Consider the following 18,415-nt stretch of genomic DNA (forward strand, 5'->3'; position numbering starts at 1 on the left):
TCGCGGGCGCCGCCTTCTTCGCGGGCGCCGCCTTCTTCGCGGGCGCCGCCTTCTTCGCGGGCGCCGCCTTCTTCGCGGGCGCCGCCTTCTTCGCGGGCGCCGCCTTCTTCGCGGGCGCCGCCTTCTTCGCGGGCGCCGCCTTCTTGGCCGGCGCCGCCTTCTTCGCGGGCGCCGCCTTCTTCGCGGGCGCCGCGGCGGCGGGCTTGGCGGATCGGCGTCCCATCACCTTGCGCGCGGCGGAGGCCGCCTTCCCGGCGACGGACTTGGTGGTGCTGCGTGCCATGGCACGGCCTTTCCTCTGGCCGGTCGACCACGACGGATGGCCGCGGTGCTGGCGGAACCGTAGCCGCTGGACTGGACCGGCTCAAACAGGCTCACCGCGAATGCCCCCCAGAACGTCGACACGCACGTCGACACGCACGAAATGGCTGCCCTCCGGACGGAGGGACAGCCATTCGGTGTGTCTCGACGACGCGGCGGGCACTCGGGCCACGCCGCAGGGGCTCAGCCCTCTTCGTCGCCGAGGATGGAGCGCAGGCGCTTGGGAGCCGGCTGGTCGTCGCCGATGACCGGCGACTCGCCCGGGCCGGAGAGGGCCTCGAGCTGCTGGGTGAAGTAGCTCTTCAGGCGCGAGCGGTACTCCCGCTCGAAGGCCCGCAGGTTCTCGACCTCGGCGTTGAGCTTGTCGCGCTCGCGCTCGAGCTCGCCGAACATCTGCTGGCGGCGCTCGGCGGTCTCGGAGTCGAGCATCTGGGCGCGGGTGCGGGCGTCGGACTCCAGGCGGTCCGCCTTGACCTTGGACTCCGAGTCGAGCCGCTCGGCCTTGGTGCGGGCCTCGCCGATGATCTTGTCTGCCTCGTCCTTGGCCTGGTCGACGAGCTCGTCGGCGTTGCGGGTCGCGATCTCGAGCAGCCGCGCGGCGGCGTTGGACGCCTCGGGGACGGTCTCGACGCGCAGTGTCTCCGGCGCGGCCGCCGCGGCCACGACGGGCTCCGGCTGGGGCTCGGGCTCGGGCTCCTTGACCGCAGGCGTCTGCTGCGTGGCCGCGGGCTCGAAGCTCGAGGCGCCGCCGGCGGTCTGTGCGGCTGACAACTTGGCGCGGAGGTCGTCGTTCTCCTTGGTCAGCCGGGCGAGCTCGGCCTCGACCTCGTCGAGGAACTGGTCGACCTCACCCATGTCGTAGCCCTCGCGGAGCCGTACTGGCGTGAAGCGCTTGTTACTCACGTCCTCAGGCGTCAGCGGCATGGTCGTTCCACCCATCGTTGTGTGCACACGGGACAACATCCTTGCATCGCGCCGAGCGTCATCGGACGACGGCAACGGTCCGTCGAACTGTAGCGCCTTGGTGGGGCTGGTGTGACAGGGCTGACCAAGAAGGCCGAGCAGATGACGTGGGCCGACAAGGGGGCCGAGCGGCTCAGCGGGCCAAGCCGGCGAGGAACTGGAGCAGGATCCAGGTCACGATCATCACGATGATGAACGAGAGATCGAGGGCGATCTGTCCGATGCGCAGGGGCGGGATCACCCGGCGCAGCGCCTTGATCGGGGGGTCGGTCGTCGAGTAGACGGCCTCCAGCCCGACCAGCAGCGGACCTGTGGGCACCCAGGAGCGCGCGAAGACCTGCACCCAGTCGACCACGAAGCGCACCCAGAGGAAGCCGAAGAACACCCAGACGACCGCGTAGAGCACGACCCAGACGGTGTTCACGAGGAGATCATCCCCCGGCCGGGCAAGGCGACGTCAGCGGGTCCTGGGGTGGGTGGTCAGCTCTGGTTGAAGAACCCACCGGTCTCGACCAGCCGGGCCTTGTCCTCGGCCGCGACAGTGACGTTGGGCGGCGACAGCAGGAAGACCTTGCTGGTGATCCGCTCGATCGTGCCCCGGGTGGCGAACACCAGGCCGGCAGCGAAGTCGACGAGGCGCTTGGCGTCGGCGTCGTCCATCTCGGAGAGGTTCATGATCACGGGGGTGCCCTCGCGGAAGTTCTCGCCCACGGTGCGCGCCTCGTTGTAGGTGCGGGGGTGCAGCGTGGTGATCCGGGACAGCTCGATGCTGGACACCGCAGGGCGGCGCCGCTCGCTGAGGTCGGAGACCGTCCCGCGGGCCTCGCGCAGCCGCGAGCGACCGGCCGGAACGGCAACAGCGTGCTCCTCGGTGCGCTCGTCACCAGACCGGTGCCCGGACGCGTAGCCGGCCCCATAGCCGTCGTCGTAGCGCTCGTCGTAGTCCTCGTCGTAGCGCCCGGTGTCCTCGAGCAGGCCGAGGTATTCACCGATCTTGCGCATCGCGCTCATGACTGCCTGCCTTCCGGGCGTGATGGAGCTCCTGGTTTTGCACGCTACTGGACCGAAGGCCTCGATCCGAGGACCGCGGAGCCGACACGCACGTGTGTCGCACCGGCCCGGACCGCGTCCTCGAGGTCACCGCTCATGCCCGCGGAGAGCCACGTCGCCGAGGGGTGTGCCGTCAGGAACGCGGCCCGGATCTCCGCGAGCCGGGCGAAGGCACGCGCAGGCTCCTCACCCAGCGGAGCGACCGCCATCAGGCCACGCAGGACCAAGTGGTCCGACGCGGCCACCAGGTCCGCCAGGGCCGGGAGATCCTGGGGCCTCGCGCCCGAGCGCTGGTCGCTCCCTGCCGGGTCGAGACCGACCTGGAGCAGCACCTCCAGGTCGCGGCCACGCTGCTCGGCCCGCCGCGCCATCGGGGCGAGCAGCTTGGCCCGGTCGACGGAGTGGACCACGTCCGCGACCTCGGCAACCGGGCCGGCCTTGTTGCTCTGCAGGTGCCCGATGAAGTGCCAGCGGACCGCGATCTCCGAGGCGAGCTCAGCGTGCTTGGCCGCCAGCTCCTGCTGCTTGTTCTCGCCGATGTCGGTGACCCCGAGCTCGGCCAGCAGCCGCACGTCCGAGGCCGGGAACGTCTTGGTCACCACCACGAGACGGACCTCGGCGGGGTCGCGCCCCGCGTCGGCGCACGCCGCGGCGATCCGCTGCTCGACCCCGGCGAGACCGGCGCGGAGCTGCTCCAGCCGGGCGCTCACGCCGGCCTCCGCAGCCGTATCAGCCCTGCCTGCCGACCCGCGTCGACCCCGTCGCGGCGGTAGGAGTAGAGGTCGGCCGACTCTCGGGTGCAGCGGGAGACATCCTCGACGGAGACTCCTCCGGCCTCGAGCTGGGCACGCACGCCGGCGCCGAGGTCGAGCGACGGCGTCCCCCACGACGTCGTGGCCCGGGCGGCGGGTACGGCGTCGGCGACCTCGTCCTGCATGGCAGCGGGCACCTCGTAGCAGGCGCCACACACGTGCGGCCCGATCCACGCGGTGATGTCCGAGCCACCCCAGGCATGCAGCCGCTCCAGGGTCCGCGGCACGACTCCCGCGAGCAGCCCCGGGCGACCGCAGTGCACCGCCGCCACCGCGCCGATGTCCACGGCGTGGAGCAGCAGCGGGACGCAGTCGGCGACGCGCACCATCAGCACGACGTCGGGCTCACGGGTGACCAGCGCGTCCCCCTGCGGCCGAGCAACGGGTGACTGCGGGTCGACCACGGTGACGTCGGCGCCGTGGACCTGCACCAGGTCGCACAGCTCGGCGGCCGGCGCGAAGTCGTCCAGCAGCAGGTGCAGGTTGCGTCGCACCGCGGTCTGCGCGTCGCCGCTCTCGAGCGCCAGGTTGAGCTCGTCGTAGGGAGACGCACTGACCCCGCCGAACCTGTCGGTGAAGCACAGGTCGGCCGGGCCGTGGCTGGTCCGGAAGGCATACATCGCCCCCCATCCTGCCGGGCAGACCAGCGGGCTACTTCAGGAAGTCCGGGATGTCCAGGTCGTCGTCGTCGAAGGCGTAGGGCCGCGGCGCCGTGGCGCTGTCCGGCGTGGCGCTGGGCCGAGGTGTCGGAGTCGTGGTCGCCCCGGCGGCGACCGGCTCCTTGGCGCCCTCGGTCCGCTTCGCCTCGCCGAGCGCCCGGGCCGCGTTGAGCGTCTCCTGCTGGGACTGTGCTGGCTGGGACTGGGCCGGCTGGTTGCGCCGCAGTCCCGCGCCCTCCTTGGCCCGCTTGGGCATGCCGCCGTCGAAGCCGGCCGCGATCACCGTGACCCGGACCTCGTCGCCCAGCGCGTCGTCGATGGTGGCACCGAAGATGATGTTGGCCTCGGGATGGACCGCCTCGGCCACCAGGGCGGCGGCCTCGTTGATCTCGAACAGACCGAGGTCCGACCCACCGGCGATGGAGAGCAGGACGCCGTGGGCACCGTCGATGCTGGCCTCGAGGAGCGGGCTCGAGACCGCCATCTCCGCCGCGGCGACCGAACGGTCCTCACCTCGCGCCGAGCCGATGCCCATCAGCGCCGAGCCGGCGTCGGCCATCACCGACTTGACGTCGGCGAAGTCGAGGTTGATCAGGCCCGGGGTGGTGATCAGGTCGGTGATGCCCGAGACACCTTGCAGCAGAACCTGGTCGGCCTGCTTGAACGCGTCGAGCACCGAGACGTTGCGGTCGCTGATCGACAGCAGCCGGTCGTTGGGGATCACGATCAGGGTGTCGACCTCCTCCCGGAGCTGGGCGATGCCCTCCTCCGCGGAGTTGGCACGGCGGCGGCCCTCGAACGCGAAGGGGCGGGTCACAACACCGATGGTCAGCGCCCCGAGCGACCGAGCGATCCGGGCCACGACGGGCGCACCGCCGGTGCCGGTGCCGCCGCCCTCACCGGCGGTCACGAACACCATGTCGGCGCCCTTGATGACCTCTTCGATCTCGTCGGCGTGGTCCTCGGCGGCCCGGGAGCCAACCTCCGGGTTGGCGCCGGCACCGAGACCTCGGGTGAGCTCCCGGCCGATGTCGAGCTTGACGTCGGCGTCGCTCATCAGCAGCGCCTGCGCGTCGGTGTTGATCGCGATGAACTCGACGCCCCGGAGGCCGACCTCGATCATCCTGTTGACCGCGTTGACACCGCCGCCGCCGATGCCGACGACCTTGATGATCGCGAGGTAGTTCTGCGCTGCTCCCACGGCCCTGGTCCTCTCCCTGCTCGATGTTTCCCCTGAGTCGACGTCCTGAGTTGACGTCCTGATCGGCGAACTGTGACCCTCAGGCTGAGGGTTATAGTTATGTCAACCTGCCGATGCCCATGACAGTAGGTACGCCGGCCGCCCGGATCGCGGCGACACGCCGCCGCGCGGCGATCGCGCTCCGGCTCAGCTGGTCGTCGGCTGGGTGGGCACGCTGACGTCGTAGACCTGGGCGTCGACCTTCTGCAGCAGGTCGATCGCGACCCGAGCCTTGGTCTCGGAGTCGTCCGCGCTCCCCCACACGACCTGGCGGCCGTCCTTGAGGAACAGGGAGATCTCGTCGACGGTCGCCACCAGGACGTAGTCCACGATCAGGGTCAGCGACTCGGGCAGCGCCGAGATGACCAGCGCCGCCTCGCGCAGTGCCTCGGCCGAGGTGCCGATATCGGTCTGCACCCGCGGCAGCCCCGATGGCGCTCGGTTGTAGTCGCGGAACACCACGCCGTCGGCGTCCATCCCGCGCAGCCGCCCGCCGATCTCCACCACCGCGATCGCGACCCGTTCCACGATCTCGATCAGCACCGTGTCCGGCCACTGCCGACTGACGTCGACCTCCTTGACGATCGCCAGAGACCGCACCCGGGTCTCGGCGCCGTCGAGGTCGACTCGGGCGAGCGGCGTGCCGTCCTCGATGAGCGCACGGGCCCGGACGTCGTCGGACGTCGAGTCGGTCTGGGCGCCGCTGACGTCGACGCGCTCGACGTCCAGCCAGGAGGAGAACCAGACCGCGTAGCCCCCGGTGCCGACCAGGGCCAGCAGGAGGACCAGCACCACGACGTAGCGCCAGGCCAGCCAGCGGCGCCGCCACTGCCGGCGCGCGAACCGGCGCCGGCTCCGGGCGGTCACCGGGTCGAGCGTCTCAGGCATCGTCGTGCCCCGCCAGGAGCGCGAGAACCCGCGGGCCGACCTGGGTGATGTCACCGGCTCCGAGGGTGAGGACCAGGTCGCCGGGCTCGGCCCGGGCGGCCAGCGCTGCGGCGACGTCGGCGAGAGCCGGGACGTAGGTGACGCGGTCGGTCGGCAGGGCGACCGCGTCGGCCACCAGGGCCCCGGTGACCTCCGGGTCGGCGTTCTCACGGGCCAGGTAGACGTCGCACACGACGACCTCGTCGGCCGCACCCAGGGCCGCGCCCATCTCCGGTCCGAGGATCCGGGTCCGAGAGGGCAGGTGTGGCTGGAAGGCGACCACCAGACGCCCCGCGCCGGCCAGCGCGCGCGCCGACTGGAGGTCTCCGGCGATCTCCGTCGGGTGGTGCGCATAGCTGTCGTAGACCCGGACGCCCGCCGCCTCTCCCTTGAGCTCCATCCGGCGACGGGTGCCGGTGTAGGACGCGATGCCAGTCCGCAGGGCGCCCGGGTCGAAGCCGAGCGCCGCCCCCGCGGCGTACGCCGCCAGGGCGTCGGCCAGGTAGTGGTCACCCGGCGACCAGAGCGCCACGCCGGACAAGGCGCCGGGGCCGACGTCGGCGACGCCCTCGCGGGTCGACACGGTGATCACCTTGAGGCCCCAGCGCGAGCCCCGCTCGGCCAGCGCCGCGGCCCCCGGGTCGTCGACACAGCAGACCAGAAAGCCGGCCGGGTCGACATGAGCGGCGAAGTCGTCGAACGCCCGCGCGTAGGCGGACTCGTCCTGCCAGTGGTCGAGGTGGTCGGCCTCGATGTTGGTCACGATGGCGGCGAAGGGGCTGTAGACGAGGAAGGCGCCATCGCTCTCGTCGGCCTCGACGACGAACAGGTCCCCACTCCCCTGGGCCGCGTTGACCCCGGTGGCGGCGAGGTCGCCACCGATCGCATAGGTCGGGTCGGCGCCGGCCGCCTGCAGGGCGACGGTGAGCAGAGAGGTGGTCGTGGTCTTGCCGTGCGTGCCTGCCACAGCCACGGCGCGGTGGCCGACCATCAGCGAGGCGAGCGCGGCCGAGCGCGGCAGGATGCGCAGGGACCGGAGACCGGCCTCGACGAACTCGGGGTTGTCAGCGGGGATCGCCGTCGACACGACCAAGGTGTCCCCGGGTCCGAGGTCGCCGAGGTGGCCGGCGTCGTGACCGACGTGGACGACGGCCCCGGCCTCGCGCAGGGCGTCCAGGGTCGGTGAGTCGTGACCGTCGCTGCCACTCACCGGCACCCCGCGTGCGAGCAGCAGCCGAGCGATGCCGGAGAGACCGGCACCGCCGATGCCGACGAGGTGGACGCGCCCGAGGTGGTCCGAGAGCGGGATCTCGGCGGGCACCTCGAGCTTCATGCGCCGGCCTCGAGGATCATCCGCGCCAGCTTGTCGTCCGCGTCGCGCGGGATCAGCCCCGAGGCGGCTGCGCCCATCGTGGCGAGCCGGGCCCGGTCGGTGGCGAGTGCCGGCACGTTGTCGATGACCCACTGAGGGGTGAACGCCTCGTCGGAGACCAGCACCGCTCCCCCGGCCTCGACGACCGGCCGGGCGTTGAGCTCCTGCTCCCCGTTGCCGATCGGGAGCGGCACGAAGACGGCGGGCACGCCGACCGCGGCGGCCTCGGTGACGCTGCTGGCGCCCGCCCGGCAGATCATCAGGTCGGCCGCCGCGAGCGCATAGTCCATCCGGTCGACGTAGGGCTCGACGACGTAGGGCACCGACGTCGGCAACGGAGTGGCGGTGCCTTGGGGGCCCACCACGTGCAGGACCTGGACGCCGGCGGCGGCGAGCGACTCGGCGGCGGCGGCCACGGACTCGTTGAGACGGCGCGCGCCCTGGGACCCGCCGGTGACGACCAGTGTCGGCCGGTCGGGCTCGAGGCCGAAGAACTCCCGCGCCTCGGCGCGCGTCGCCTCGCGGTCCAGCAGAGAGATCATCCGGCGGATCGGCAGGCCGACGTACTCCGCCCTCGGCAGCCTGGTGGCGGGGAAGCTCACCGCGACCCGGCGGGCGAACCGGGCGCCGAGCCTGTTGCCGAGTCCGGGCAGCGCGTTCTGCTCGTGGACGACGATCGGCAGGCGCGCCCTCCGGGCCGCGAGGTAGGCGGGCACGGACACGTAGCCGCCGTAGCCGACGACCACGTCCGGGCGCACCCGGTCGAGAACGGCCCGGGTCTCTCGCACCGCATGTCGCAGTCGGGCGGGCACCTTGACGAGGTCGCCGCCCACCCTGCGCGGCAGCGGCACCGGCGGCACCAGCTCGAGTGGGTAGCCGGCCTCCGGGACGACCCGGTTCTCGAGTCCCTTCGGAGTGCCGAGGCAGGTGATCTCGCACGCCGGCTCGAGCCGGCGCAGCGCGTCGGCGGTCGCGAGCAGCGGCGAGGTGTGGCCGGCGGTGCCGCCGCCGGCGAGGAGGATGCGCACAGTGCTCCAGAGCCTAGAGAGGGAGCACGCGGTCAGGCTCCGCGACTCGGGAACCGGCCCGCGGACAGACCCGCCGACCTCTGCTGCTTGCGCTGCGCCAGCGCGCGCGCCGCCTCCGGGTCACGGCGTGCGAACCCCACCAGCAGGCCGAGCGCGACCAGTGACGGGAGCAGCGCCGAGCCGCCGTAGGACACCAGGGGCAGCGGGATGCCGATGACCGGGAGCAGGGCCAGAACCATGCCGACGTTGATGATCATCTGCCCGAGCAGCCACACGACCACCCCGAAGGTCGCGTAGCGCACGAACGGGTCAGGGGTACGCCGGGCGACCCGGACCGCGGCGTAGGCGATGGTCAGGAACAGGCTGATCATGAGCAGGGTGCCGGCCAGGCCGAGCTCCTCCCCGAGCACCGCGAAGATGAAGTCGGTGTGCGCCTCGGGCAGGTCTCCCCACTTCTGCTGGCTCGCGCCGATGCCCTCGCCGAGCAGCCCCCCCGAGGACATCGCATAGAGACCGTGCACGGGCTGCCAGCCGGCCCCGTGGTAGTCCTTGAACGGATCCACGAACGTCGTGATGCGGGTGAGCCGCTCGGGGCTGATGCTCGCCATCGCCAGCGCCCCGACCCCGAGGATCGAGAAGCAGAGGACGAACAGCCGCATCGGGGCGCCGACGACCCAGAGCATGCCGAGCAGGATGGCCACGAGCACCAGGGCGGTGCCGAGGTCCTCGCCGACCACCACGAGACCGATCGCGATGAGCAGTCCCGGCACGACCGGCACCATCACCGCGTGCAGGCTGTCGAGGCGCCGGTCCTTGTTGGCATAGACGTGCGCCGCCCAGACGACAAGTCCTAGCTTGGCCAGCTCTGAGGGCTGGATCTGCGCCGGCCCGATCGCGAGCCAGTTCTGGTTGCCGTTGACGGTCACGCCGATGAACGCCGTCAGCACGAGCAGCGCGAGCGAGACGAGGTAGGCGGGGTAGGCCAGCCGCCGGATCCAGGCCATCGACATCCGGCTGGCGGCGTAGGCGCAGGGAAGCCCGATCAGCACCCAGACCAGCTGCCGGCGTACGACCGCGTAGCTGTCGCCGTCGTGGACCCGGTAGGAGTAGACGCTCGAGGCGCTCAGCACCATGATCAGGCCGATGGTCAGCAGCAGGGCGGAGGCGGCCAGCAGCAGGTAGTAGGCCGTGAGCGGCCGGTCGAGTGCCTCGCGCAGCGCGGCGAACCACCCGCGACCCAGCCGATGACCCAGCCGATGACCCAGCCGATGACCCAGCCGATGACCCAGCCGATGACCCAGCCGGCGGCCAAGCCAACCCCGGGGCCTGCGAAGGGGTGGTGAAGCGGTGTCGACCGGCGGGGGTGCGACCAGCGTCATCGCCGCTCCTTCCGCTACCCCGTCCCGGTCTGCTCCTGCACCGCCGCGGCGAACGCGTCACCGCGGGCGGCGTAGTCGGTGAACATGTCCATCGAGGCGCATCCGGGAGCCAGGAGCACCGTGTCCCCGGGCCGAGCCAGCTCGGCCGCGGCTCGCACGACGCGCCGCATGGCGCTGAGCCCTCGATCCCGTCCGTCACCCTGATGGTCAACTTCACCAACAGTCACAGCAGTCTCGCCGTCCCCCACGTCGATGACACGGACATCCGGCGCGTGTCGCGCGAGCGCCTCCGCGATGACGTCGCGGTCGCGGCCGAGCAGGACGACGCCGTGCAGGCGACTCCGCACCGCACGGACCAGGTCATCGAAGCTCGCCCCCTTCGCCAGCCCACCGGCCACCCAGACGACCGGGTCGTAGGCCAGCAGCGAGGACCTGGCGGCGTGCGGGTTGGTGGCCTTGGAGTCGTCGACCCAGGTGACGCCGTCGCGCTCGGCGACCACCGCGATCCGGTGTCCGTCCGGGCGGAACGCGCGAAGACCGTCACGCACCGCGGCCTGGCTGACGCCGTGCGCCCGCGCCAGTGCGGCTGCGGCCAGCGCGTTCTGGACGGTGTGGGGTGCCGGCGGCCGACCGTCGACATCCGCGAGGTCGGCGAGGTTGCACAGCTCTGCGGCACTGGAGGCTCGCTGCTCCACGAAGGCGCGGTCGGCCAGGATGTCCTCGACCACGCCCAGCATGCCGATGCTCGGGAGTCCCAGGGTGAAGCCGATGGCCCGGGCGCCCTCGACGACGTCGGCCTCCCGGACCAGCTGCTCGGTGAGGGGGTCCTCGACGTTGTAGACGCACGCTCGCTGCACGCGCTCGTAGGCGCGGCCCTTGTCCTCGGCGTAGTCCTCCATGGAGGAGTACCAGTCCAGGTGGTCCTCGGCCACGTTGAGGACCGCCGCCGCCTCGGCGCTCATGGAGTCGGTGTAGTGCAGCTGGAACGACGAGAGCTCGACGGCGAGGACGTCGTAGGGCAGCGGGTCCATCACCGCCTCGACGATCGGCAGCCCCACGTTGCCCACCGCCTGGCTGCGCAGGCCGTCGGCGCGCAGGATCGCGTCGAGCATCTGCGTGGTGGTGGTCTTGCCGTTGGTGCCGGTCACGACCAGCCAGGGGGTCTCGTGGTTCGGGTCGCGCAGCCGCCAGGCGAGCTCGACCTCGCCCCACACCGGGACGCCACGCGCCCGGGCCTGGGCGAGCAGCGGCGCGCTCGGCCTCCAGCCCGGGGAGGTGACGACCAGGTCGACGTCGTCGGGGAGCGTGGCGGTGGCGCCGGGCTCAAGGCGCACGGTCGCGCCGAGCACCTCGAGCAGCTCGGCCTTCTCAACCTTCTGGTGTCCCTCCGCGGACTCGTCGAGGGCGGTGACGGCCGCCCCCAGATGGGTGAGGTTGTCGGCGGCCGCGAAGCCGGAGACGCCGAACCCGGCGACGACCGCGCGGACGCCGTCCCAGGAGTCGTGACGGCCGAGGTGGTCCGGACTCACCGCCTGATGGGGTCCCCGCGGAGACTTGCACTCCGCGCGTAGCGCTCCTTCGCGCGCTTTTGTGGGGAAATCACAGCCTGGCGACCCACTCGGCGTAGAAGACACCGAGACCGGTGGCGACGAAGAGGCCGGTGATGATCCAGAAGCGGATCACGACGGTGACCTCGGCCCAGCCGAGGTTCTCGAAGTGGTGCTGCAGGGGCGCGATCCGGAAGACCCGATGGCCGGCCTGGACCCGGAACACGGTCCGGAAGAGGCCACTGGCCCGGCTCGCCTTGAAGACCCCCACCTGCACGATGACCGACATCGTGATGAGGACGAAGAGGCCGCCCAGCACGAGCAGCAGGAGCTCGGTGCGCGTGAGGATCGCGAACCCGGCCATGGCGCCACCGAGCGCGAGCGACCCCGTGTCCCCCATGAAGATGGCGGCCGGCGAGGCGTTCCACCACAGGAAGCCGAAGCAGGCGCCGGTGATGGCGGCCGCGATCACCGCCAGGTCGAGCGGGTCGCGGACGTTGTAGCAGAGCGGGCCGGGGTGCTCCTGGCAGAACTGGTTGTTCTGCCAGATGTTCACCAACGTGTAGGCGCCGAAGACCATCACGCACGCGCCGGTGGCGAGACCGTCGAGACCGTCGGCGAGGTTCACCGCGTTGCTCGTCCCGGTCACGATGACCAGGATCAGCACGATCGCCAGGACCATCGGGAGGCTGAGCCACTCGATCTCGCGGAGGAACGAGACCTTCGTCGAGGCCGGGGTCCGCCCCCGGTCGTCCTCCAGCCAAGGTGAGAGCGCCAGCGCGCCGAAGGTCAGCGCCACCACGCCCTGGCCGATGAGCTTGGCCTTGCTGCGCAGACCGAGGCTGCGCCGCTTGGCCACCTTGATGAAGTCGTCGAGGAAGCCCACGGCGCCCAGCCCGACGAAGAGGAAGAGCAGCAACAGCACCGAGGCCGAAGGTGCGTTCCAGGTGATCGCCTTCGCGGCCACGTACCCGATAAGCGCGGCCAGGATGATGACGAGTCCGCCCATGGTGGGCGTTCCCCGCTTGGTGTGGTGGGTCATCGGGCCGTCGTCGCGGATCTCCTGGCCGTAGCCGAGACGGGTGAACTGCCGGATCGCGAACCGGGTGCCGAGGAGGGAGATGAGCAGCGCGATGCCTCCGCCCAGCAGCACTGCCCTCATGCGGTCATGATCGCGTACGTCGTCGGGCGGTCGTTCACGCCATGCCGGGCAGGGCCCTGAGTGCGGCCCGGGCCACATCGCGGTCGTCGAACGGATGGACGGTGCCTTGCACCTCCTGGCCGGCCTCGTGTCCCTTGCCGGCGATCACCACGATGTCGCCTCGCTTCGCGAGCCGGACGGCCATGCCGATCGCCTCGCCGCGGTCGCCGACCTCCATGACCCGCCTGCCGCGCACCGCCTTGGCGCCGAGCAGCACGGCGTGGCGGATCCGGGCCGGGTCCTCGCTGCGCGGATTGTCGTCGGTCACGATCAGCACGTCCGCGAGCCCGGCCGCGATCCGGCCCATGATCTGGCGCTTGCCCGGGTCGCGGTCGCCCCCGGCGCCGATCACCACGATCAGCTCGCCCTCGGTCAGCGGACGCAGCGTGCGCAGGACTGCCTCGACGGCGTCCGGCTTGTGGGCGTAGTCGACGATCACGGTGAAGTCCTGGCCCTCCTCGATCCGCTCGAACCGGCCCGCCACCCCGTCCGAGGCGGCGATGCCGGCCGCCACGGCCTCGAGGTCGAGCCCGGCGTCGGCGCAGGCGGCCAGCGCGGCCAACGTGTTGGCGACGTTGACCTGGCCGGGCAGGGGGCTCGCGGCTGGCACCAGGGCCCCGCCGAGCGGGCCGTGCACCACGAACTCCGAGCGTGAGGGTCCGAGCCGTAGATCGGACACGGTCCAGTCCGCGGCGCCGCCTTGGGTCGAGAACGTCTCGACAGGGAGCTCGGTCTCCTGGGCCAGCCGGCGCCCGTGGGCGTCGTCGATGTTGATCAGCGCCCGCCGCGCCCGGGCGGGGGTGAACAGCGAGGCCTTGGCGAGGTAGTAGTCCTCGAGCGTCTCGTGGAAGTCGAGGTGGTCCCGTCCCAGGTTGAGGAACACCGCGACGTCGAACACGATCCCGTCGACCCGACCGAGCATCAGCCCTTGGCTGGACACCTCCATGGCGCAGGCGACGACCCGCTGCTCGCGCATCACCGCGAACAAGCCGTGCAGGTCCGGCGCCTCAGGCGTGGTGAGCGAGGTGGCGACGTCGTGTCCGGCGATCCTCGTGCCCACCGTGCCGACCGCGGCGGCGGTGATTCCCGCCTTCTGCATGCCGCTCTCGGCCAGCCGGGTCGTGGTGGTCTTGCCCTGCGTCCCGGTGACGCCGATCATCCGCATCTCCTGGGCCGGCTCACCGTAGATCCACGCGGCGAGCCCGCCGAGGAGACGGCGCGGCTGCTCCACCACGACGACCGGCACCCCGGCCGGCAGCTGGGCGGCACCGACCGGGTCGGTCAGCACCGCGACGGCCCCGGCGGCCAGCGCGTCCCTGGCGAACTCGACACCATGGGTGAAGGCACCCGGCAGCGCGGCGTACAGGTCGCCGGGCCACACGCGCTTGGAGCTCAGCGTCAGGCCGGTGACGAGGATGGTGGGATCGCCGTCCCCGCGAGTCGTGGCGTCGTGCGCCGCCAACCAGGCCACGATGCGGCTCAGCGGGGTGAGCGGCGGACGTTTCGGGCGCACCGACAGCTCGTCGTCATGCCCCTCGCCCCTCACCGGAGCAGGCTATCTGGGCTCGTGGGGGCCGCCGCCGCCGGCCGTTCCGGCAGTCACCAGGTGACCGGCAGGACAGTGCCTTTGCGGCCCGACGAGGCCACGCCGTACCTGTGGAGCGTGAACCCCATCAGCTGGGAGAAGACCGGTCCCGCGACCGAGCCGCCACCGCCGCCGTTGCGCGGGTTGTGGATGGCGACGTAGATCGTGAAGCGCGGGTCGTCCGCGGGAGCGAAACCCCCGAAGGAGACGGTGAAGGTGCCGTCGTAGCAGCCGCACTCGGGCCCCACTCGCTGGGCGGTGCCGGTCTTGCCGGCGACCCGGTAGCCGGGCACCTGGGCCCGCGGGGCGACGCCGTCCTCGGGGTCGACGACCCGCTCCATCATCAGCGTGGTCTGTCGGGCGGCATGCGAGCTGACCACCCGTCGGGTGGTGGCCACGTCGGTGCCCACCTCCACACCGTCGTCGCGCACCGCCGTGCCCTTGATCAGGCTGGGCGAGACCCGCACCCCGTCGTTGGCGATGGTGTTGACCGCGGCGGCCATCTGGATGGGCGTCACGGCCAGGGACTGGCCGAAGGCGATCCGGTCCTCGGCCTGCTCGGTCCACAGCGACGGGTCGGGCAGGATGCCTGGCGACTCGGCCTCGAGACCGACTCCGGTGCGCTGGCCGAGCCCGAAGGCCTCGAGGTAGGCGCGCAGCTCGCCGGGCTTGAACCTGTCGGCGGCCAGCACGGTGCCGACGTTGGACGACTTGGCCAGGATGCCGGCGAGCGTGAGCCGGATCTTGCCGTGCTCGAAGTAGTCGTGGATGACCCGGTCCTGGCGGGCCAGAGTGCCCGGCACGGTGAACTTCGTGCGTGCCGTCATCCGACCCGCGTCGATGAGTGAGGAGAGGGTGAGCACCTTCTCGACCGAGCCGGGTTCGTAGGCCAGGTTGATCGACCGGGCGCCGCGATCATCGGTCGGGTAGTCGGCCGGGGAGGCCGCGTCGAACGTCGGGTAGTCGGCATCGGCCAGCACCTCGCCGGTGCGCGAGTCCAGGATCACCGCGACCCCCGTGTCGCCGCGGGCCTTGCGCACCGCGTCCCGGAGCACGCGCTGGGCGAACCACTGCAGGTCCCGGTCGATCGTCGTGGTGAGGTCGGCCCCGTCGACGGCCTCCTCGACCTCGTTGGTGCCGAGCGGGATGCGGTTGCCGGCCCCGACCTCGTAGCGCGCCGACCCGTCCTTGCCCGACAGGTGCTTGTCGAAGACCTGCTCCAGGCCGCCGAACGCCTCGTCGGTGCCCATGAAGCCGATGAGGTTGGCCGCCACGTCGTGCGCCGGGTAGGTGCGCACCGGGTCCCGTTCGGTCCACAGACCCTCGATGCCCCGGGCGTCGGCCTCGGTGAGCACATCGTCGGCCAGTGTCGACGGCACGCGGCGAGCGATGTATTCGAAGCGGCTGCCGCGGTCACGCAGCCGGGCCAGGGTGTCGATGTAGTCGACGGAGAGCCGCTCGGCGAGGAACCTGGCGATCGCAGGGGCGTCCTCGGCGGTCTGGGCGGGGTCGGCGACGACCATCAGCCCGTCGACGGAGTCTGCGAGCGGCTCACCGTTGCGGTCCAGGATGTCCCCGCGCTCGGCGGGCAGCACGACCTCCTGAGTGCCCTCGGCGGCCGCCATCGCGGCGTAGGAGCCGGGGTCGACCCCCTGGAGCTGCACCAGCCGAGCCCCGAACACCGACAGCACCATGGCGATCAGGACGAACCCGACCCGCAGGCGCGACTGCGGGACCCCCCGGGTGCTCCGGCGTCGCGGCACTGTCGTTCCTCGTCTCGGGTGCGTCGTAGGTGGATGGGACTGTCATCGTCGCCGTCGTCGGCGCCGATCGAGGTCAGCCTCGGCCCGTGTCGCGAGCCTGGTGGTTGTCGTTCAGGTTCTGGTTCTGGTTCTGGCCGTGGTTCGGGTTCTTGTCACGCGCCGGCCTGGAGTCGGCAGCGGCCGGGACCGTCACGATCTGGGGCGGCGGGTCGATGACGGCGGGCTTGGGGGGCGCAGGAGACAGCGGGTTCGGGGTGTTGCCTCTGGCGGCCGGCGTACAGGTGCTGCCCTCCTGCGCCTGGCCGCCGAGCCTGAGGGTGCACGCGTCCAGGGGCGCGACCATGCCGGCCTGGGCGGCGAGGAGCGCGACATGTTGCGGGTCGCGCAGCGCCTGGAGCTCGCTCTGCAGGGTCTGTTCCCGGGCGCTGAGATTGGCGGCCCGCTCCTCGAGCGTGGTCGCCGCGAAGGAGGCCTGCTGCATCTGGGTGTTGAAGCACAGCAGCCCGACGATGCCACCGAGCAGCACCACGCTGACCAGGGTCACGAACGGCATGCGCGGCGCCCGCACCCGGCGGTGCGGCACGACGGTGAGGCGGGCGCGCTCGACGGCGGCCTCGAAGGGGGCTCTGGCCCGGCTGACGGCCGACACGGCGGCGGCGGTGGTGTTCATGCAGCTGCTCCCGGGGAAGAAGGGCCGATGCGTTCGACGGCGCGGAGCCGCACGGAGGCGGCCCGTGGGTTCTGCTGGATCTCCGTCTCGTCGGCCCGCTCGGCTCCGCGGGTCACCAGGCGCAGCGCGGGGGCACTGCCCTCGGGCACGAACGGCAGATCCACCGGGACGGTCGAGCGGGTGGCCTCGGCGAAGGCCCGTTTGACCAGGCGGTCCTCGAGCGAGTGGTAGGACTCGACGACCACCCGGCCCCCGACCGCGATCGCGTCGATGGCCGCGGGGATCGCCCGGCGCAGCACCGCGAGCTCGTCGTTGACCTCCATCCGGAGTGCCTGGAACGTGCGCTTGGCAGGGTGGCCCCCGGTGCGGCGGGCCGGTGCAGGGATCTCGGCGTAGAGCAGCTCGACGAGCCGGGCCGAGGTCGTGAACGGCGCCTGCTCCCGCTGGCGCACGACGGCGGCGGCGATCTTGCGCGCGAACCGCTCCTCCCCGTAGTCCCGCAGGACTCGGGTCAGTTCGGCGACCGAGTAGGTGTTGAGAACGTCGGCCGCGGTGGGCCCGGTCGTCCCGTCCATCCGCATGTCCAGCGGGGCGTCCTCCGCGTAGGCGAACCCACGCTCGCGGACGTCGAGCTGCATCGAGGAGACCCCGAGGTCGAAGAACACGGCGTCGACCGCCGCGAGGCCGAGGTCGCCGAGCACGTCCGGCAGTTCGTCGTACACGGCGTGCACGCCGGTGAAGCGCTCGCCGAAGGGCTCCAGCCGGGTGCGGGCCAGCTCGAGGGCGGCGGGGTCACGGTCGATGCCGACGACCCTGGCCAGCCCGCAGCGCGTGAGGACCGCCTCGGTGTGTCCGCCGAGGCCCAGCGTGGCGTCGACCAGCACCGATCCGGGCTGCTGCAGGCACGGGGACAACAGCGCGACGACCCGGTCGAGCAGGACCGGGACGTGGCGGGGGTTGTCCACGGTCAGCCCAGTGGGAGGTGGGTCAGGACCAGCAGGGCCGCGGCCAGACAGACCGAGGTGACGGCCGAGAAGGCCATCACGGCCACCGCCTCTCGGGCCTGGTGCCGCACCCGGCGCGGCGCGGGATGGATGGTGCTCATGGTTTCGACCCTTCGGATGAGCGGTGTGGGGAAGAGGGTGGGGCTCGTAGGGCCAGGTCTCAGGCCGCTCCGCCTGGCCGTGTCCTCTGGAACCGGGGAAGTTGCCCCAGATGACGCGGCCGCCCCCGCAGTGGGAGTGGGGAGCGGGCCGAGACCTCGTCCTACGAGCCCCTATGCAGTTGTGGTCGGTGCTGCGGCTTGTGCTGGGGGTCGGGTCAGTCGGTGACGCGTTCCTCGTCGAGCTCGGCGAACTTCTCCTGGGCGGAGGCGGAGTACTCGCGCCAGCGGGTCGGCTCCCAGATCTCCACGCGGTCCATCGCGCCGATCACCACGACGTCGCGGGTGAGGGCGGCGTACTCGCGCAGCGAGGGCGTCAGTGAGATCCGGCCCTGCTTGTCGGGGACACCCTGCTCGGCGCTGGCGAACAGCATGCGGGCGTAGTCGCGGCCGGTCTTCGAGGTCATGCCCCGGGACTTCGCGCGCTGGGCCTCGGCCATGAAGTCGGACTCGGGCCACACGTCCAGGCACTTCTCCTGTCCCTGCGTCACCACGAGCCCCTCCGCCAGCTGTTCCCTGAACTTCGCCGGAAGGATCAGCCGCCCCTTGTCGTCGAGCTTCGGCGTGTAGGTGCCCATGAAGAACATCGGGCGCCTCCACTCGCTGTGCCGTTTCGTTGCCGCTCGGCCCCTCCACTTTCCTCCACATTACTCCACTTCCCTCCCCCGTCAACCACATTCACCCATTCGCAACTGCGAGTCGCTCCCCGATCGCCTCGCGCTTCCCAACCTCTGGG

At 71.7% G+C, this 18,415-nt stretch carries 19 protein-coding genes; all 19 read right to left on the bottom strand.

Annotated features, from left to right (window positions below; translation table 11 throughout):
• Positions 1-283 (bottom strand): hypothetical protein (locus tag ACYVC6_RS21250; protein ID WP_460716532.1); only part of this gene is annotated, 283 nt, incomplete at its 3' end.
• Between the two features lie 221 nt (positions 284-504).
• Positions 505-1,284, bottom strand: a complete 780-nt coding sequence (locus ACYVC6_RS21255) for a DivIVA domain-containing protein (protein WP_460716533.1) — start codon at positions 1,282-1,284, stop codon at positions 505-507.
• 133 nt (positions 1,285-1,417) lie between these two features.
• Positions 1,418-1,708 carry a YggT family protein gene (locus ACYVC6_RS21260; protein ID WP_460716534.1) on the bottom strand — a complete coding sequence of 97 codons (291 nt, stop codon included), beginning with the start codon at positions 1,706-1,708 and terminating at the stop codon, positions 1,418-1,420.
• Between the two features lie 56 nt (positions 1,709-1,764).
• Positions 1,765-2,295, bottom strand: a complete 531-nt coding sequence (locus tag ACYVC6_RS21265) for a cell division protein SepF (protein ID WP_460716535.1) — start codon at positions 2,293-2,295, stop codon at positions 1,765-1,767.
• Between the two features lie 44 nt (positions 2,296-2,339).
• A complete protein-coding gene (locus ACYVC6_RS21270) occupies positions 2,340-3,044 on the bottom strand; it encodes a YggS family pyridoxal phosphate-dependent enzyme (protein WP_460716536.1) in 705 nt (234 codons plus the stop codon).
• Positions 3,041-3,766, bottom strand: coding sequence for a peptidoglycan editing factor PgeF (pgeF, locus tag ACYVC6_RS21275; RefSeq protein WP_460716537.1), 726 nt, complete (start codon positions 3,764-3,766; stop codon positions 3,041-3,043). The genes ACYVC6_RS21270 and pgeF overlap by 4 nt, the downstream gene beginning before the upstream one ends.
• Before the next feature lie 31 nt (positions 3,767-3,797).
• On the bottom strand, positions 3,798-5,006 hold the full coding sequence (gene ftsZ, locus ACYVC6_RS21280) for a cell division protein FtsZ (protein WP_460716538.1): 1,209 nt from the start codon (positions 5,004-5,006) through the stop codon (positions 3,798-3,800).
• 186 nt (positions 5,007-5,192) lie between these two features.
• Entirely contained in the window at positions 5,193-5,933 is a 741-nt protein-coding gene (locus tag ACYVC6_RS21285; protein ID WP_460716539.1) for a cell division protein FtsQ/DivIB, read from the bottom strand.
• The gene (gene murC / locus ACYVC6_RS21290) at positions 5,926-7,305 is read right to left on the bottom strand and encodes a UDP-N-acetylmuramate--L-alanine ligase (RefSeq protein ID WP_460716540.1); all 1,380 of its coding nucleotides are present in this window, start codon (positions 7,303-7,305) and stop codon (positions 5,926-5,928) included. The genes ACYVC6_RS21285 and murC overlap by 8 nt, the downstream gene beginning before the upstream one ends.
• Positions 7,302-8,372 (bottom strand): undecaprenyldiphospho-muramoylpentapeptide beta-N-acetylglucosaminyltransferase, encoded by a 1,071-nt coding sequence (gene murG, locus ACYVC6_RS21295; protein WP_460716541.1) that lies wholly within the window; start codon positions 8,370-8,372, stop codon positions 7,302-7,304. The genes murC and murG overlap by 4 nt, the downstream gene beginning before the upstream one ends.
• A gap of 32 nt (positions 8,373-8,404) precedes the next feature.
• A complete protein-coding gene (gene ftsW, locus ACYVC6_RS21300) occupies positions 8,405-9,751 on the bottom strand; it encodes a putative lipid II flippase FtsW (RefSeq protein WP_460716542.1) in 1,347 nt (448 codons plus the stop codon).
• Between the two features lie 14 nt (positions 9,752-9,765).
• Positions 9,766-11,280 (bottom strand): UDP-N-acetylmuramoyl-L-alanine--D-glutamate ligase, encoded by a 1,515-nt coding sequence (murD, locus tag ACYVC6_RS21305; protein ID WP_460716543.1) that lies wholly within the window; start codon positions 11,278-11,280, stop codon positions 9,766-9,768.
• A 70-nt stretch (positions 11,281-11,350) separates the two neighbouring features.
• Complete coding sequence (gene mraY / locus ACYVC6_RS21310; protein ID WP_460716544.1) at positions 11,351-12,460, bottom strand: phospho-N-acetylmuramoyl-pentapeptide-transferase; 1,110 nt, start codon at positions 12,458-12,460, stop codon at positions 11,351-11,353.
• 34 nt (positions 12,461-12,494) lie between these two features.
• On the bottom strand, positions 12,495-14,045 hold the full coding sequence (locus tag ACYVC6_RS21315) for a UDP-N-acetylmuramoyl-L-alanyl-D-glutamate--2,6-diaminopimelate ligase (RefSeq protein ID WP_460716545.1): 1,551 nt from the start codon (positions 14,043-14,045) through the stop codon (positions 12,495-12,497).
• A gap of 53 nt (positions 14,046-14,098) precedes the next feature.
• Entirely contained in the window at positions 14,099-15,847 is a 1,749-nt protein-coding gene (locus ACYVC6_RS21320) for a peptidoglycan D,D-transpeptidase FtsI family protein (RefSeq protein WP_460716546.1), read from the bottom strand.
• 73 nt (positions 15,848-15,920) lie between these two features.
• Entirely contained in the window at positions 15,921-16,517 is a 597-nt protein-coding gene (locus ACYVC6_RS21325) for a hypothetical protein (RefSeq protein ID WP_460716547.1), read from the bottom strand.
• Positions 16,514-17,482 carry a 16S rRNA (cytosine(1402)-N(4))-methyltransferase RsmH gene (gene rsmH, locus ACYVC6_RS21330; RefSeq protein ID WP_460716548.1) on the bottom strand — a complete coding sequence of 323 codons (969 nt, stop codon included), beginning with the start codon at positions 17,480-17,482 and terminating at the stop codon, positions 16,514-16,516. Before rsmH ends, ACYVC6_RS21325 begins: the two co-directional genes overlap by 4 nt.
• A gap of 2 nt (positions 17,483-17,484) precedes the next feature.
• Positions 17,485-17,622: a hypothetical protein gene (locus ACYVC6_RS21335; protein ID WP_292679506.1), complete on the bottom strand. Its 138-nt coding sequence runs from the start codon at positions 17,620-17,622 to the stop codon at positions 17,485-17,487.
• A gap of 215 nt (positions 17,623-17,837) precedes the next feature.
• Complete coding sequence (gene mraZ, locus ACYVC6_RS21340) at positions 17,838-18,266, bottom strand: division/cell wall cluster transcriptional repressor MraZ (RefSeq protein WP_460716549.1); 429 nt, start codon at positions 18,264-18,266, stop codon at positions 17,838-17,840.
• Positions 18,267-18,415: the final 149 nt, after the last annotated feature.

The sequence above is a fragment of the Nocardioides dilutus genome (genome assembly GCF_054779555.1).